Source organism: Pseudomonas sp. FP453, from assembly GCF_030687495.1.
In the GTDB taxonomy this organism is placed as follows: Bacteria; Pseudomonadota; Gammaproteobacteria; order Pseudomonadales; family Pseudomonadaceae; genus Aquipseudomonas.
Window position 1 is genome coordinate 77,965 of record NZ_CP117435.1, and the last position, 15,963, is coordinate 93,927.

Here is a 15,963-nt window from a genome sequence, read left to right on the forward strand (position 1 = left end):
TGGTCCGGCTATTCTAGCGCCTGACCCGCCGAAAAGGTTGATCCTGCTCATGAGCCAAGCCCCCCTCGTCCTGGTGGACGGTTCTTCTTATCTGTACCGCGCCTTCCACGCGTTGCCACCGCTGACCACCTCCAAAGGCCTGCCGACCGGTGCGGTCAAGGGCGTGTTGAACATGCTCAAAAGCCTGCGCAAGCAGTATCCGGGCAGCCCGTTCGCGGTGGTGTTCGACGCCAAGGGTGGGACCTTTCGCGATGACATGTACGCCGAATACAAGGCCAACCGCCCCAGCATGCCTGATGACATGCGCGTGCAAATCGAGCCGCTGCACCAGAGCGTGATCGCCCTGGGCTTCCCGTTGCTGTGCGTCGAAGGCGTCGAGGCCGATGACGTGATCGGCACCCTGGCCCGCAGCAGCGCGGCGGCCAACCGCCCGGTGGTGATTTCCACCGGTGACAAGGACATGGCACAGCTGGTCGATGGGCACATTACCTTGGTCAACACCATGACCGGTAGTTCGATGGATATCGACGGCGTAAAAGAGAAATTCGGCGTCGCTCCCGAGCAGATCATCGATTACCTGGCGTTGATGGGCGATTCGTCCGACAACATCCCGGGCGTTCCCGGCATTGGGCCGAAGACCGCTTCCGGCTTGCTGGTGGGGGTGAACGGCGGGATCAAAGAGCTGTATGAGCAGTTGGACATTGTCCCAACCTTGCCTATCCGCGGCGCCAAGACGTTGCCGGCCAAGCTGGAAGAACATAAGGAAATGGCGTTCCTGTCCTACCAGTTGGCGACGATCAAATGCGATGTGCCGCTGGATGTGGGCCTGGATGACCTGCACCTGATCGAGCCGGATCGTGAAAAACTGCTGGAGCTCTACACGCTTCTGGAGTTCAAAAGCTGGATTGACGAGATTCAACGCGATGCCAAGCGTGTCGAGCTCAAGGCCGCACCGGTTGCCGAAGAAACCGTTGAAGTCGCAGAGCCAGTGGAAGCTGCCTACACCACCATCCTCGACCAGGCCACATTCGATGCCTGGCTGAAAAAGCTCAACGACGCGAAGCTGTTCGCCTTTGATACCGAAACCACCGGCATCGACGCCCAGCAAGCGCAGTTGGTTGGGGTTTCTTTCGCCATTCAGCCCTATGAAGCGGCCTACATCCCACTGACCCACTCCTACATCGGCGTGCCGCAGCAGTTGGACCGCGACACCGTGCTGCTGGCCCTGAAACCGCTGCTGGAAGACCCGGCCAAGCTCAAGGTGGGCCAGCACGCCAAGTTCGACATGAATATCCTGGCCAACTGCGCCATCGGCGGCGACCCGGCCCACGGCATTACCGTGCGCGGCATCGCCTTCGACACCATGCTCGAATCCTACGTGCTCAACTCCACCGCGACCCGGCACGACATGGACAGCCTGGCCAAGAAGTACCTGGGCTACGACACCGTCAGCTTCCAGGATATCGCCGGCAAGGGCGCCAAGCAGCTGACGTTCGACCAGATCGCGCTGGAGCAGGCGGGCCCGTATGCGGCCGAAGATGCCGATATCACCCTGCGCTTGCATCAGGAACTGCATGCACAACTGACGGCCATCCCGAGCCTGGCCAGCGTGTTGACGGACATCGAGATGCCGTTGGTGCCCGTGCTGGCACGTATCGAGCGCCAAGGCGCGTTGGTGGATGCAGCCCTACTGGGCGTGCAGAGCGTCGAGCTGGGCGACAAGATGGTCGAGCTGGAGCGCCAGGCCTACGAGATTGCCGGCGAGGAGTTCAACCTCGGTTCGCCCAAGCAGCTCGGCGCGATCCTTTACGAGAAACTCGGCCTGCCGGTGCTGAAAAAGACCGGCAAGGGCCAGGCGTCTACCGCTGAGGAAGTGCTGGCCAAGCTGGCCGAAGATGACTATCCGCTGCCCAAGGTGCTGATGCAGTACCGCAGCATGAGCAAGCTGAAAAGCACCTACACCGACCGCCTGCCGGAGCAGATCAACCCGCGCACCGGGCGAATCCACACGTCCTATCACCAGGCGGTGGCGGCGACCGGGCGTTTGTCGTCCAGTGATCCGAACCTGCAGAACATTCCAGTGCGTACCGCCGAAGGCCGTCGGATTCGTCAGGCGTTTGTCGCGCCAAAAGGCTACAAGCTGCTGGCAGCGGACTATTCGCAGATCGAACTGCGGATCATGGCGCACCTGTCCAAGGACGAAGGCTTGATGAACGCCTTCCGCGACAACCTGGACGTACACACGGCCACGGCGGCCGAGGTGTTCAAGGTTGAGCTGGATGAGGTCACCACGGATCAGCGCCGCAGCGCCAAGGCGATCAACTTCGGCCTGATCTACGGCATGGGCGCGCAGAAGCTGGGCAAGGATATTGGCGTCGATACGAAGACGGCCAAGGCGTATATCGATGTGTACTTCGCCCGCTACCCGGGTGTTCGCGAGTACATGGAGCGCACCCGCGCCCAGGCGGCGGATCAAGGTTATGTCGAGACCTTCTTCGGTCGTCGCCTGTACCTGCCGGATATCAACTCCAACAAGCCACAGGAGCGCGCAGCGGCAGAACGCACCGCGATCAATGCGCCGATGCAGGGCACCGCCGCAGACATCATCAAGAAAGCCATGGTGCGGGTGGACAACTGGCTGGCCGATTCGGACCTGGATGCCAAGGTGATCCTGCAGGTGCACGATGAACTGGTGCTGGAGGTGCGTGAGGACCTGGTCGCCGAAGTCAGCGAGAAGATTCGCGAGCACATGAGCGCTGCGGCGCAGCTGGATGTGCCGCTGCTGGTGGAAGTGGGTGTGGGTAACAACTGGGACGAAGCGCACTGATTCCGGGGCTTTGCCACTACCGCAGGGTGGTGGCAGAGTGCTTTAGATCAGATAGCGCCGTCAGTTATTTCCAATAGTTTTCTGCACCTGCCGGAACTTAACCCGTGAAGCGCTACTCAGAGTTACTGAATGGGTGGTGAAGCCCTTCAATGCTCCTATGTTGTGTTAAGTGTTGGCAGATATCTGGACCCCGCCCTAGCGGTCCGGAACTTGAACCCCGAACTTCCCCTCCCCATACGAAGTCCGGGGTTTTTTTTTGCCCGCAGAAAAGTTACTCGGCGATTTCCGCGCCTTTGTCAGCCAATTCCATCCAGTCGGCCAGCACGGTGTAAGCCTCTTCCAGGCCCAGGCGCTTGGGCGCCGAGAACAGCTGGATGGTGATTGCGTCACCCCAACCTTTGCGGATTTCCGCCTGCACTTTGAGCAGGGTGTTCTTGGCTGCGCCGTAGGTCAGCTTGTCGGCCTTGGTCAGCAGGATATGCATCGGCATGCCGCTGGCGACGGCCCAGTCGAGCATCAACAGGTCGAAGTCGGTCATTGGATGACGGATGTCCATCATCAGGATCAGACCCTTCAGGCTCTCGCGGCCACCCAGGTAAGCCTCCAGGTGACGCTGCCAGTGCAGCTTCAACGGGATAGGTACTTTCGCGTAACCGTAGCCCGGCAGGTCGACCAGACGCCGATCTTCGTCTAGCTTGAAGAAATTGAGCAGTTGCGTGCGGCCCGGGGTTTTCGAGGTGCGTGCCAGGCTGGCGTGGGTCAGGGTGTTCAGCGCGCTGGACTTGCCGGCGTTGGAACGGCCGGCAAAGGCGACTTCAAAGCCTTCGTCATCAGGGCATTGGTCAACTTTGGCGGCGCTGAGCATGAACGTGGACTGTTGGCACAGGCCGAGGATGGGGTTCTTGAGTTGCATGAGATTTCCGATGTGGGCGGTGCCGAGAAAGGGTGCGGCAAGCGGTGTCGTTTCCGTTTCAGTAGCGCCAGTATATAATGCCGCAGATTTTGTGTGTGCTTTGTCCCAGCGAAGGATGAGGTTCACGGGAGCGAAAGACCTTTATTGCGCATTAGAACGCAAAACGCTCTCAAACCCTGAAAAGGTCGATGTATGACCCGATGGTTGCTCGCTTTGGGTGTCCTGATTCCGCTTTATGGCGCTCAGGCTACACAGGAACCGGAAGCGGTGTACAACCGAGTTTGCGTGGCTTGCCATGCTGGCCAGTTGCCCAATGCCCCCAAGCGGGGTGACCAGGCAGCCTGGGCGCCAAGACTGGCGCAGGGCATGGACACGCTGGTGCAACACGTGACCCAGGGTTTCAAGGCAATGCCGCCGCGTGGTTTGTGCATGGACTGCAGTACTGAGGATTACCAGGCCGTCATTCAGTTGATGGTGAGTAAACCCGGTAGATAACTCTTAAACCCCTTAGCCGTAGTTGGATTAGCTGATGAACAAACTGATCGTGAGTCTGCTGTTGACCCTGGGCATCACCGGTGTTGCCCATGCTGCAGGCGACGCTACAGCGGGCCAGGCGAAAGCCGCCGTGTGTGGTGCTTGCCATGGACCGGATGGCAACAGCCCGGCGCCGAACTTCCCCAAACTGGCCGGCCAGGGTGAACGCTACCTGACCAAGCAGATGCACGACATCAAGGATGGCAAGCGCACGGTGTTGGAAATGACCGGCTTGCTGACCAACCTCAGCGATCAGGACCTGGCGGACATCGCGGCGTATTTTGCCAGCCAGAAGGGCAGCGTGGGAGCTGCTGATCCGAAACTGGTGGCCCGTGGCGAGAAGCTGTTCCGTGGCGGCGACCTGGAAAAAGGCCTGCCTTCCTGCATCGGCTGCCATTCGCCAAATGGCGCCGGTATCGCCGCTGCGGGCTTCCCGCACTTGAGCGGCCAGCACGCCACCTACATCGCCAAGCAGTTGACCGATTTCCGCAAGGAAGAGGCCGGGCGAGCCAACGATGGCGACGCGGCAATCATGCGCACCATCGCCCGCAAACTGAGTGATGAAGACATTGCGGCGGTCTCCAGCTACATCCAGGGCCTGCACTAAGCGGCACGCAACGTTAACGCTCGATTAATCCGTCGATGCAAGCATAAAAAGGGTGGCCCAGGCTGCCCTTTTTTGTGGCCGGTGCCGTTACACTAACGAACTCATGCCCGCGTAGACCTGTCACAACAAAGGTCGCGTGAGGCGACTTTATTTGTCCAGGAGTAAAGCATGCGTAATCTGATCCTCAGCGCCGCTCTCGTCACTGCCAGCCTCTTCGGCATGACCGCACAAGCTGCCGACGTGCCGCTTGAAGCCGGTAAAACCTATGTCGAATTGACCAATCCGGTACCGGTTTCGGTGCCTGGCAAGATCGAAGTGGTGGAGCTGTTCTGGTACGGCTGCCCGCATTGCTACGCCTTTGAGCCGACTATCAACCCATGGGCCGAAAAACTTCCGTCCGACGTTAACTTCAAGCGCATCCCGGCCATGTTCGGCGGCCCTTGGGATGCCCACGGCCAACTGTTCCTGACCCTGGAAGCCATGGGTGTGGAGCACAAGGTCCACAACGCGGTCTTCGACGCGATCCAGAAACAAGGCAAGCGCCTGACCAAGCCTGACGAAATGGCTGACTTCGTCGCCACCCAAGGCGTGGACAAGGACAAGTTCCTGGCCACCTTCAACTCCTTCGCCATCCAGGGCCAGATCAAACAGGCCAAGGAACTGGCGCAAAAGTATGGCGTGCAAGGTGTACCGACCCTGATCGTCAACGGCAAATACCGTTTTGACCTGGGTACTGCCGGTGGTCCGGAGGCGGTCCTGAACGTCGCCGACCAGTTGATCGCCAAAGAGCGCGCAGCCAAGTAAGGGGCCCGCCATGCGCCGCTGGGGGACTGAACGTGTGGTTGGCCTGCATGATCCGCAGGTCAACGAGCACCACCTGGAATCCACGGGCCTGCCGGCCGACAGCCGGTTGCGCCTGCTTAGCTTCAACATCCAGGTGGGCATCAGTACCGAGAAGTACCGGCACTACCTCACCCGTGGCTGGCAGCACCTGCTGCCCCACAACGGGCGCGCCGGTAACCTGCAGAAAATCGGCAACCTGCTGAACGACTTCGACCTGGTCGCCTTGCAGGAAGCCGACGGCGGCAGCATCCGCTCCGGTTACGTCAATCAGGTCGAGCACCTGGCGCAGCTTGGGGCTTTCCCCTACTGGTACCAGCAGCTCAACCGCAACCTCGGGCGCCTGGGCCAGCACAGCAATGGCGTGCTCAGTCGCTTGAAGCCGTGGGCGATCGAAGATCACCCGCTGCCCGGCCCCAAGGGGCGCGGCGCGATCCTCGTGCGATTTGGCGAAGGCCCTGAAGCCCTGGTGGTGGTGATGATGCATCTGGCGTTGGGTGCACGCACCCGCACGATGCAACTGGCCTACATCCGCGAGCTGATCGGCAACTACAAACACCAGGTGCTGATGGGTGACATGAACACCCATGCCAGCGACCTGCTGAACAATTCCCCGCTGCGGGACCTCGGGTTACTGGCGCCGCAAGTCGAAGCCACGTTTCCCAGCTGGCGCCCGCAACGTTGCCTGGACCATATCCTGCTGAGCCCGACCCTCACGCTCGAAAGCGTGCAGGTACTGGCGCAGCCCATTTCCGACCACCTGCCGGTCGCGGTAGAGATTCGCCTGCCGGGTTCGCTCACGGCCGATGCATTGCCCGCGTTGAGCCCTGGCCCCCGCGGACCCCTTGCATGAGCGACGACGCCCAGCGCTGGAAAGAAAAATACCTGTTAAGCATCGAGCAACAAGAAAAGCTCGAACGCCGTTGGGCTGCCCGCCTCGACCTGCTGCGCCGAGGGCTGGTGCGCAGCACGCTGGCGGCGGAAGGCACCGACCGCGCGGTCGACCAATGCATGAAGGAAATGCGCGATGTAGTGCGCACTGACGACATGGACGCCGCCCTCGCCGCCCTGCTGCCACGCCTGGAAAAGGCCGTGCTGGATTCCGAGCAGCGCCGCGAAACCCGGGTCGAGCAGATCAGCACCGCGCTGACGGCACTGGTCGCGCAGCTGCAAAAACTGCCGTTGCCCCGTGACGTTGCGCGCCCGCTGAAAACCTTTGCCAAGCAATTGGACAGCCGAGTGGGTCAGGCGCGGGAGATTCCGCTGTTGCTCAGTGAGTTGAGCAGCCTGCAAGGGCAGGCGCTGGATAACCTGGAGCCGGATGGCGAAACCGCGCGTCCCGGGCCTGGGCTGCTGCAGCGCTTGTTTGGTGGCAAGGACGTCGTCAATGAGGCGCCGGTGAGCGAGCCTGCGGCGGTTGCTGCTGTGCCACCCACTGCTGCGAAGCCTGCGCCCGAGCCTGCGCCCCAGGAGCCCGCGCAATCTGAAGAGTTGTCCGAGGCGCTGCGGGCGTTCGCACCGCTGCCGCAAGTTGCACCCGCACCTGTGCCTCCTGCCCCGGTGGTCGAGGTCGCCAAGCCAGCGGTTGTAGCTGATGCGCCGGTCCACGCTGCGGCGCCTGTCGCTGCGCCCGAGCCCACGCCGCCCGAGCCGCAGGCCGAAGCGCCTGTCGCCGAAAGCGCACTCGCCACCTTTGTCGAAGCGCCGCAGGCGCCAATCGAAGCACCGGAGCAGACCGTCATCGGCAGCCTGTCGTTGCCGCCGGTGCTGGCGCCTGCCGACCCCGACGAGCTGCAATCAGAGGGCATCTACGCCCTGCCCGACTCGCCCGAGCCGTCCTACAGCTCCGTGGCCAAGCATATCGAAGACACCCTGCTCGGCCTGCTCGAAGACCTGTCGCTGCCCGAGCGCCACCGGCCACAGGCCGAGGCGATGCGCGAGCGCCTGGCCCACGGCTTGAACTGGTATGAACTGCTGCCGATCCTCGATGATCTGGCGGTGTTGATGCTGGCGATCACCGACAGCGGCCAGCACGAGTTCGAGGCCTATCTCAAGCAGCTCAACGAGCGCCTTGAAGCGTTCCAGGGTCATCTGCAAGTGGCCAGCGACGGGCATGCCGACAGCCGTGACGCCGCCCGCGAGCTGGATACGCAGATCCGTGAGCAAGTCGATGGCCTGCAAAGCAGTGTGCAGGAAGCGGCTGACCTGGACAGCCTCAAGCACGTGCTGGAAAGCCATCTGGAAGGCCTGCTCGGCACCATGGACCAGCACCAGCAGCAACGCGACCAGCGTGAGCAGGAAGTTGCGGCGCGCTTGAAAGGCCTGGCCGAACGGGTGGCGAACATGGAACAGGAAGCCCAGGGCTATCGCGAACACCTGGAAGTGCAGCGCCAGAAAGCCCTGCTCGATCCGCTCACCGGGCTGCCCAACCGCGCGGCCTGGAGCGAGCGCCTGGACCACGAGGTCAATGCCTGGCACCAGCACGGCAACAGCCTGTCGCTGGCGATGCTCGACCTGGACCACTTCAAGTGGATCAACGACGGTTACGGCCATCTGGCGGGCGACAAGGTGCTGAAAATCATCGCCAACGTCCTGCGCAAGCGCCTGCGTTCGACCGATTTCATCGCACGTTTTGGTGGCGAAGAGTTTGTCTTGCTGATGCCCAACTCATCCCTGGCGGATGCGCTGGCGGTGGGCGAGGTGCTGCGTGCAGCCATCGAGGCGTGCCCGTTCCACTTCAAAGGCGAGCCGGTGACGGTCACCGTGTCTATGGGCGTAGCGCAGTTCATGCCGGGCGAGCGCAGCGACCTGGCGCTCAAGCGCGCCGATGCGGCGTTGTATCGGGCCAAGGCGGCGGGACGCAACCGCGTACAGGCGGCGTAAAAGATGTTCCATTGTGTGATTTGAGCGCCGCGTCACAATCGGTACGTTACACTGTTGCATTATCGTCTTCAGCGTACTGCCTTCTGCCATGAAATCCTTATCCATCGCCTTTGTGTTTCTTCTGCTCGCGGGTTGCGCCAGCGGCCCGCGCCTGGACACCAGCCATCCTTCTTCGAACCACGACAACCGCGTGCAGTTTGTGATCGTTCATTACACCTCCACTGACCTTGAGCGCTCCCTGGCGCTGCTGACCCACGGCCAGGTCAGCAGCCACTACCTGATCGGCGACGACGCCTCAGGCAAGATCTACAAATTGGTGGATGAGAGCCAGCGCGCCTGGCACGCCGGGGAAAGCGAGTGGATGGGCCGCACCTGGCTCAACTCCAGCTCCATCGGCATCGAAATCGTCAACCCAGGCTATCGCGACACGCCGACGGGGCGCGTGTGGTATCCGTATTCCGAAGCGCAGGTAAAGTCGCTGGTGGTGTTGCTCAAGGACATCAGCAAGCGTAATGGCATCGACCCGAAGAACATCATTGGCCATAGCGATATTGCGCCGCTGCGCAAGCTGGACCCGGGCCCGTTGTTTCCGTGGAAGCGCTTGGCCGAGGACGGCCTGGGAGTATGGCCGGACGCCCAGGCGGTGGCGCGGTTCCAGGTGCAATACGCCGCTGACCTGCCGAGCATTACCTGGTTCCAGGAAGAGCTAGCCCGCCTGGGCTACCAGACACCGCAGACCGGCGAGTTGGATGTGGCTACGCGCCATGTGATTGCAGCGTTCCAGATGCACTTCCGACCGTCGCTGTTTGATGGCACGCCCGACGCCGAGAGTGCCGCGATCCTGCGGGCCTTGAACCGTCGTTAAAGCGGCAGCGCCATATAGAACTGCGTCCCCTGCCCCGGCCGCGAATACACACCCATGCGGCCGCCGTGCAGTTGCACGATCTCCTTGCACAGCGCCAGCCCCAGGCCGGCGCCGCCTTTCTTGCGGCCCACCTGGACGAAGGGTTCGAAAATGCGCCCTTGCTGGCCATAGGCGATGCCTTCGCCGTTGTCCTCGACGCTGACAATCACCCGCTCCCCATGCCGCCGCGCCTGCAGGCGAATCTGCCCACCCTCGGCGGTATGGCGCAGGGCGTTGGCCAGCAGGTTGTCGAGCACACGCTCCAGTTGCGGCTGGTCGGCGTACAGGCGTGGCAGGTCGGCCTGCGCTTCTACCAGCAGTTCGATGTTCTGCGCATTGGCCAGTTCCGTGAAGCGCGCACGCGCGTGCTCAAGCAGATCGTTCACGTCACACGGCCCCAGGGTGAGTTTTTTGCAGGCCGTTCTGGTAGCGCGAGAAGTTGAGCAAGTCGTTGATCAACTGCATCAGGCGCTGCATTTCTTCATTGACCGTGTCCAGCAGGTCCGCCTCGCGGGAGTCCGCCGGAAACTTCGCGCGCTCGCGGAACAGACCGAACGCCATGTGCATGCCGGTCACCGGTGTACGCAGCTCATGGGAGGCACGCAGCACGAACTCGCTGCGCACCCGTTCAAAGGCGCGCTGTTCGGTGACGTCATGCAGCACCATCACTGCGCCGAGGATATGCCCCTCGGTATGACTCACGGGCGTGAGGCTGTAGGTCAGCAGGCGCAGTTCACCTTCGACTTCCACTTCCAGGTCTTCCGGTGCGCGCTCCAGGTTGCCGCCGCGCAGCACCAGTTGCAGTTGCTCATCCAGTTCGGGGCGCATCAAGGCTTCGCCCAACCCCTGGCCGAGGCGTTCCTCATCCCAGCCCAATTGGCGCTGTGCCACCGGGTTGAGGTGCTCCAGGCGGCCTTGGCGGGTCGATCATCAGCAGGCCATCGTCGATGCTGTCGAGCACGGCTTGCAGGCGTTGCTGGCCGGCGAGCAATTCATCGACATTGGTCGCCTGATGCTGGCGCAAGGCTTCGGCCATGATGCCGAAACGACGTGTCAGTTGGTTCATCTCCGCCGCTGACGAGATCGGCAGCGTCACTTCGAAATCACCCTGGCCGATCTTGTCCGCCGCCTTGGCCAGCGCCTCGATCGGCCCGCCAAAACGCCGGGCGATGCCATGGGCGGTGACAAAGCCGATGATCAGCACAGCCAGCCCGACCAGGCCCAACAAGCCGGCAATGAGCAAGGCGCGCTCACGGGATTTGTGTTCGCTGGTGCTGATGTTTTCCAGCGCCTGCTTGTGTTCGGCGATCAGGCCGTTGCGCAGCACGTTGAAGGTGTCGGTGAGCTTGTCCTTGGTGCCTGGCGGTGGCGAGGCCTGCTGGGATTGGTCAAACGCGTCCAGCAGGTTCTGGTACTCGCCCCGGGCCTGGCTGAAGCCGGTGCCGTGACCGTCGCGCTGTTCATGGGCGATGCCCTGGTCCAGCAGGTCGAAGTAGTGCTGTTTCGACGCTTGCAGAGCCGCAGGATCGGGGCGCTGCTCCAACATCATCATCAGTTGGTCGCCCAGGCTCTGGCGCAGCTTGAGACCCAGGTCCAGGGTGATGAAGTTGCTGCGAATCAGCGACTCCTGGGTCTTGGCCATTTGCATGACGCTGACCAGGCCCAGGATCAGGCCCAGCAGGGCGACGGTGATCAACGCTGAGATACTCAGGAACAAGCGAGTCCGCAGCTTCATCGCTAACTTCATAAGGTACAGCTCACAGGTTGTACTGTTTGCGTTTGCGGTACAGGGTCGAGGCGTCGATACCCAGGGTGCGGGCCGCCTGGTCCAGGGTGTCGGCGGTGGCCAGCACGGCGCCGATGTGGGCTTTCTCCAGCTCGTCCAGGCTCAACGCCGCGCCGATACGCGGGGCATTGTGAGTGGGTTGTTCGGCCATGCCGAGGTGGCTGATTTCCACCTTTTCCTGCGGGCAGATAATGCTCGCGCGTTCCACCACGTTGCGCAGCTCGCGGATATTGCCCGGCCAGCGATAGTTGAGCAGCGCCTCGCGGGCTTCATCACTGAAGCCGCGTGCCGGCCGTGCGTATTCCTTAACGAAGCGTGCCAGGAAGCGATCGGCCAGGGTCAGGATGTCTTCGCTGCGCTCACGCAGCGGCGGCAGGTGCAAGGTGATGACGTTGAGACGGTACAGCAAGTCTTCCCGGAAGCGGCCGTCGCGCACCATGTCTTCCAGGTTCAGGTTGGTGGCGGCAAGGATGCGCACATCGGCGCGGCGGGTGACCGGGTCGCCCACGCGCTCGTATTCCTTGTCCTGGATGAAGCGCAACAACTTCGGCTGCAACGTGAGGGGAAAGTCGCCGATCTCGTCAAGAAACAGCGTGCCGCCATCGGCCTGGCTGACCCGGCCCAGGGTGCTTTCGCTGGCGCCGGTAAACGCGCCGCGGCTGTGGCCGAACAATTCGCTTTCCATCAGTTCTGCGGTCAGCGACGGGCAGTTGATGGTCACGCAGGATTTCTTCGCGCGCTTGCTCCAGCCGTGGATGGCCCGGGCCAGTTCGCCTTTACCGGTACCCGACTCGCCGAGGATCAAGATATTGGCGTCGGTCCCGGCGACTTGGCGCGCGGTTTCCAGCACCACCATCATCGCCGGGCTGTGGGAGTCGAGGCCGTCTTTGGGTTGGCGCACCGCGCCTTCCAGCGCTTCCAGGCGCGCAGACAGTTGGCGTACTTCCAGCTGCTTGGCGGTGGCCAGGCGCAATTGGTCCGGGCTGCACGGTTTCACCAGATAATCGGCAGCGCCGGCCTGGATCGCATCCACGGCGGTGTCCACGGCGGAATGCGCGGTGACGATCACCACGCGCATCCACGGCGCCTGTATACGCATTTGCGCCAATACATCGAGGCCGTTGTCTTCGCCCAGGCGCAGGTCCAGGAAGCACAGGTCGAACACCTGGCGTTGCATCAGTGCATCGGCCTGGGCGGCGCTGTTGGCGGTGGCCACGGTGTAGCCTTCATCTTCCAGGCAATAACGGAAGGTGCGCAGGATCGCGGATTCGTCATCCACTAAAAGAATACGGCCTTGAAGTTCCTTGGCTGATTCCATCTGTGCCGCGCTCCTTAACTATGAGTGATGGTGATTAGTCCCAGAATAATCGGGCAAGTTGCATGGTTTATTCTGATCGATAAAAGGAAGCGTCGTGCAGGTATCTGCATGGTTTCCTGAAAAGCCCCGTCTGATGGCGTTTTCATGTCGTCTTGCCACTTCGGCAACCTGTCGCGTGTTTTCTATCCCTTGATCCGACCGCTGGTGATCGTGCATTTCGCACGGCTCCCAGGGCGGCATCGTGCAGGATGCTGTGTGCCTCCCTATTCGATATCTCGCAACATATTGATTTTATTGAGTTTTATTTTGTAAAAAAGCTGGCATGCACCCTGCAATATCCCTCTCAACGAATAATCAGAATGCGGGAGCACCACAGCATGACTCGCCCAAGCCTCAGCCAATTGCACGTATCGCCACTGCGCTTGCAGCAAGGCCTGTTCGCCAGCCTGGCCCTGATGGTCACGTTGATTGGCGGCCAGCAGATGCAGCATCGGCAGCAGAGTCAGCAACAAGTCCCGCACTTCGAACATTCCGTGAAGACCCAGACCCATTTCCGTTCCGTTGGCAGCGTGGCTGCCGATGTAACCGCCCCGCAATTGAGAGTCGCCGACCAGGATTCCACCCTGGGCGAGCTGCCGACCCAAGAGCGTTGGGTGTTCTAGGCAAGAAAAGCGCTCGCTCACATGAGCGGCCGTACGGCACCACCGTTGTTACCCCTTTAGAAAGCGTAAGGAGAATCACCATGTTGAGTTGGGCAATCACATTTCTGATCATCGCCATTGTGGCTGCAGTCCTGGGCTTCGGTGGTATCGCGGGCACCGCTACGGGGATCGCCAAGATTCTGTTTGTGGTCTTCCTGGTGATGTTTATCGCTTCGTTCTTCTTTGGTCGTCGTGGCCGAGGCTGAATATGACCTCTTTGTCTCTTAAAGCCCTGGTTGCCGCCGCCCTGCTGGGCGGCAGCGGCTTGGTGATGGCCGCCAACGATGGCCAGTCACGCGCCAACGAGTTGCTCAGTGCGGACCCGCAATACCGCCAGACCTGGCAAGGCGTGGTGAAGAAAGAAGAGCGCCTGCCGGAATGGGTGATGAACCTGTCGGGTACGGCTGAACAAATGAATGCCGTGGAAGAAGACGGCGACAAGTACTTGGTCGGGCCGCTCTGCGAAACTGCAGACACCTGCCTGAACAAGCGCCTGATCGTGGCCTTCAGCCTCGACAAGGACGATGCCTACGCGCTGTTGGTAGAAGTCCCGGCCGGCTTGCCGGCGGACAAGTCGCCGACGCGGCACGCCGATTACCGTTTTATCGGTAAACCGGATGCAGGCATGCAAAAGCTGCTGATGGAGCAGCTGAAGAAAGACCCGAATTGGTACTAGGCCCCTTTGACGGGCCTGGTCAGTGATCGCAAGTTCACAAACCCACGGTTTGCTGAACTTGTGGCGGGTTCGTGACTCTCATTCCCCGCTTCTCATACCGCGCATAGCCGCAAATTTCCTTTTTGCCCGATTCCAACCATTACTTGGTGTGTCGGCGTGACCACCTATCGATAAAATTTCGTCGGGTCCATAGGACATTTCCGACACTGCCGCGCAGTATTCCCAGGCATTTCTGCCAACCCTTCGAAGACGTGCTGAATCTCTGAGCGAGCCGGCTTTGGCAGGTTCACGGCATATTCGGCGGACGATTTGTCGCATTTGAACTGACCGTTCGGACAGTTATTATGAAAAAAAGCCATGCCGATTCGGCATAGGGTAGGCGTTTACGGCATTAGACGTCGCTCCCTTGCATCGGAATAGTTGCGCCTTTTTTTCGCCTGCCAGTAAGCCATTTCGGCCACGCTGCGGTGACCTTCCATGGAGGCAGATGCTCACACTTTTTCGCTTTCGAGCGTTGCGGCTGGCGCATTTGCCTTGAGTTCACTTGAAGTAAGGGTAATGACATGAAGAAGGCAAAGCTAAGCCTCGCCTGGCAGATCCTCATCGGTTTGGTGTTGGGGATCGCAATCGGCGCAGTGCTTAACCATTTCAGTGCTGAAAAAGCCTGGTGGATCAGCAATGTGTTGCAGCCAGCGGGCGATATCTTTATCCGCCTGATCAAGATGATCGTGATCCCGATTGTGATTTCCTCGCTGATCGTCGGCATTGCCGGTGTCGGTGACGCGAAGAAGCTCGGGGCGTATCGGCGTCAAAACCATCCTTTACTTCGAGATCGTCACCACCATCGCGATCGTGGTCGGCCTGTTGCTGGCCAACCTGTTCCATCCGGGTGCCGGCATCGACATGAGTACCCTGGGTACGGTCGATATCTCCAAATACCAGGCCACGGCTGCGGAAGTGCAGCACGAGCATGCGTTCATCCAGACCATCCTGAATCTGATCCCGTCGAACATCTTCGCCGCCGTTGCCCGTGGTGAAATGCTGCCGATCATCTTCTTCTCGGTGCTGTTCGGCCTCGGCCTGTCGAGCCTCAAGCCTGACCTGCGCGAGCCGCTGGTGACCATGTTCCAGGGCGTGTCCGAGAGCATGTTCAAAGTCACCCACATGATCATGAAGTACGCCCCGATCGGCGTCTTCGCCCTGATCGCGGTGACCGTGGCCAACTTCGGCTTCGCCTCGCTGCTGCCGCTGGCGAAGCTGGTGATCCTGGTTTACGTCGCCATCCTGTTCTTCGCCTTTGTGATCCTCGGCCTGATCGCCCGCCTGTTCGGCTTCTCGGTGATCAAGCTGATGCGCATCTTCAAGGATGAGCTGGTACTGGCCTACTCCACCGCCAGCTCCGAGACCGTGCTGCCGCGCGTGATCGAGAAGATGGAAGCCTACGGCGCGCCGAAGGCCATCTGCAGCTTCGTGGTGCCGACCGGTTACTCGTTCAACCTCGACGGTTCGACCCTGTACCAGAGCATCGCGGCGATCTTTATCGCCCAGCTGTATGGCATCGACCTGTCGGTTGGCCAGCAACTGATGCTGGTGCTGACCCTGATGGTCACCTCCAAAGGCATCGCCGGTGTACCGGGCGTGTCCTTCGTGGTGCTGTTGGCCACCCTGGGCAGCGTGGGTATCCCGCTGGAAGGCCTGGCGTTCATCGCCGGTGTCGACCGCATCATGGACATGGCACGTACCGCCCTGAACGTGATCGGCAACGCGCTGGCCGTGTTGGTCATCGCACGTTGGGAAGGCATGTACGACGACGCCAAGGGCGAGCGCTACTGGAATTCCCTGCCGCACTGGCGCAGCAAGGACGCGGCTCCGGCCGCCCAGGCGACTCGCAGCTGATAGCGCGAGTGCTGTGAGACAAACCCCGGGAAATCCGGGGTTTGTCGTTTCTGCCAGCCCCGCTATCATTCGCCCCAT

General features: G+C 61.1%; 12 protein-coding genes and 2 pseudogenes. 11 read left to right on the forward strand and 3 right to left on the reverse strand.

The annotated features are described in order from the left end of the window. The first annotated feature begins 49 nt into the window (after positions 1-49). Positions 50-2,827, forward strand: a complete 2,778-nt coding sequence (polA, locus tag PSH87_RS00395) for a DNA polymerase I (RefSeq protein ID WP_305432042.1) — start codon at positions 50-52, stop codon at positions 2,825-2,827. 271 nt (positions 2,828-3,098) lie between these two features. On the opposite strand, the gene yihA is transcribed toward polA, so the two are convergent. Next, positions 3,099-3,740: a ribosome biogenesis GTP-binding protein YihA/YsxC gene (gene yihA, locus PSH87_RS00400; RefSeq protein WP_124527086.1), complete on the reverse strand. Its 642-nt coding sequence runs from the start codon at positions 3,738-3,740 to the stop codon at positions 3,099-3,101. A gap of 192 nt (positions 3,741-3,932) precedes the next feature. On the opposite strand from yihA, the gene PSH87_RS00405 reads away from it, so the two are divergent. From PSH87_RS00405 to PSH87_RS00430, 6 genes are all read left to right on the forward strand, one after another. Then, the gene (locus tag PSH87_RS00405) at positions 3,933-4,235 is read left to right on the forward strand and encodes a cytochrome c5 family protein (RefSeq protein ID WP_017734688.1); all 303 of its coding nucleotides are present in this window, start codon (positions 3,933-3,935) and stop codon (positions 4,233-4,235) included. Positions 4,236-4,269: 34 nt separating this feature from the next. Then, entirely contained in the window at positions 4,270-4,881 is a 612-nt protein-coding gene (locus PSH87_RS00410) for a cytochrome c4 (RefSeq protein WP_017734687.1), read from the forward strand. A 168-nt stretch (positions 4,882-5,049) separates the two neighbouring features. Beyond that, positions 5,050-5,685, forward strand: a complete 636-nt coding sequence (gene dsbA, locus PSH87_RS00415) for a thiol:disulfide interchange protein DsbA (protein ID WP_017734686.1) — start codon at positions 5,050-5,052, stop codon at positions 5,683-5,685. A gap of 10 nt (positions 5,686-5,695) precedes the next feature. Further along, entirely contained in the window at positions 5,696-6,574 is an 879-nt protein-coding gene (locus PSH87_RS00420) for an endonuclease/exonuclease/phosphatase family protein (RefSeq protein WP_305432045.1), read from the forward strand. Then, entirely contained in the window at positions 6,571-8,604 is a 2,034-nt protein-coding gene (locus PSH87_RS00425; protein WP_305432046.1) for a GGDEF domain-containing protein, read from the forward strand. Before PSH87_RS00420 ends, PSH87_RS00425 begins: the two co-directional genes overlap by 4 nt. A gap of 88 nt (positions 8,605-8,692) precedes the next feature. Further along, positions 8,693-9,469, forward strand: a complete 777-nt coding sequence (locus tag PSH87_RS00430) for an N-acetylmuramoyl-L-alanine amidase (RefSeq protein ID WP_305432048.1) — start codon at positions 8,693-8,695, stop codon at positions 9,467-9,469. Here PSH87_RS00430 and PSH87_RS00435 read toward each other — a convergent pair. Continuing rightward, a pseudogene (locus tag PSH87_RS00435) lies at positions 9,466-11,255 on the reverse strand (KinB sensor domain-containing domain). The gene PSH87_RS00430 and the pseudogene PSH87_RS00435 sit on opposite strands and share 4 nt — an antisense overlap. A gap of 10 nt (positions 11,256-11,265) precedes the next feature. Next, on the reverse strand, positions 11,266-12,612 hold the full coding sequence (algB, locus tag PSH87_RS00440) for a sigma-54-dependent response regulator transcription factor AlgB (RefSeq protein ID WP_305432050.1): 1,347 nt from the start codon (positions 12,610-12,612) through the stop codon (positions 11,266-11,268). A 377-nt stretch (positions 12,613-12,989) separates the two neighbouring features. On the opposite strand from algB, the gene PSH87_RS00445 reads away from it, so the two are divergent. From PSH87_RS00445 to gltP, 4 genes and pseudogenes are all read left to right on the forward strand, one after another. Continuing rightward, on the forward strand, positions 12,990-13,274 hold the full coding sequence (locus PSH87_RS00445) for a hypothetical protein (protein WP_305432051.1): 285 nt from the start codon (positions 12,990-12,992) through the stop codon (positions 13,272-13,274). A gap of 80 nt (positions 13,275-13,354) precedes the next feature. Beyond that, positions 13,355-13,519 (forward strand): DUF1328 domain-containing protein, encoded by a 165-nt coding sequence (locus PSH87_RS00450; protein ID WP_003170804.1) that lies wholly within the window; start codon positions 13,355-13,357, stop codon positions 13,517-13,519. 2 nt (positions 13,520-13,521) lie between these two features. Then, the gene (locus PSH87_RS00455) at positions 13,522-13,989 is read left to right on the forward strand and encodes an inhibitor of vertebrate lysozyme family protein (protein WP_017734679.1); all 468 of its coding nucleotides are present in this window, start codon (positions 13,522-13,524) and stop codon (positions 13,987-13,989) included. 563 nt (positions 13,990-14,552) lie between these two features. Continuing rightward, positions 14,553-15,885, forward strand: a pseudogene (gltP, locus tag PSH87_RS00460) (glutamate/aspartate:proton symporter GltP). The last annotated feature ends 78 nt before the right edge of the window (positions 15,886-15,963 follow it).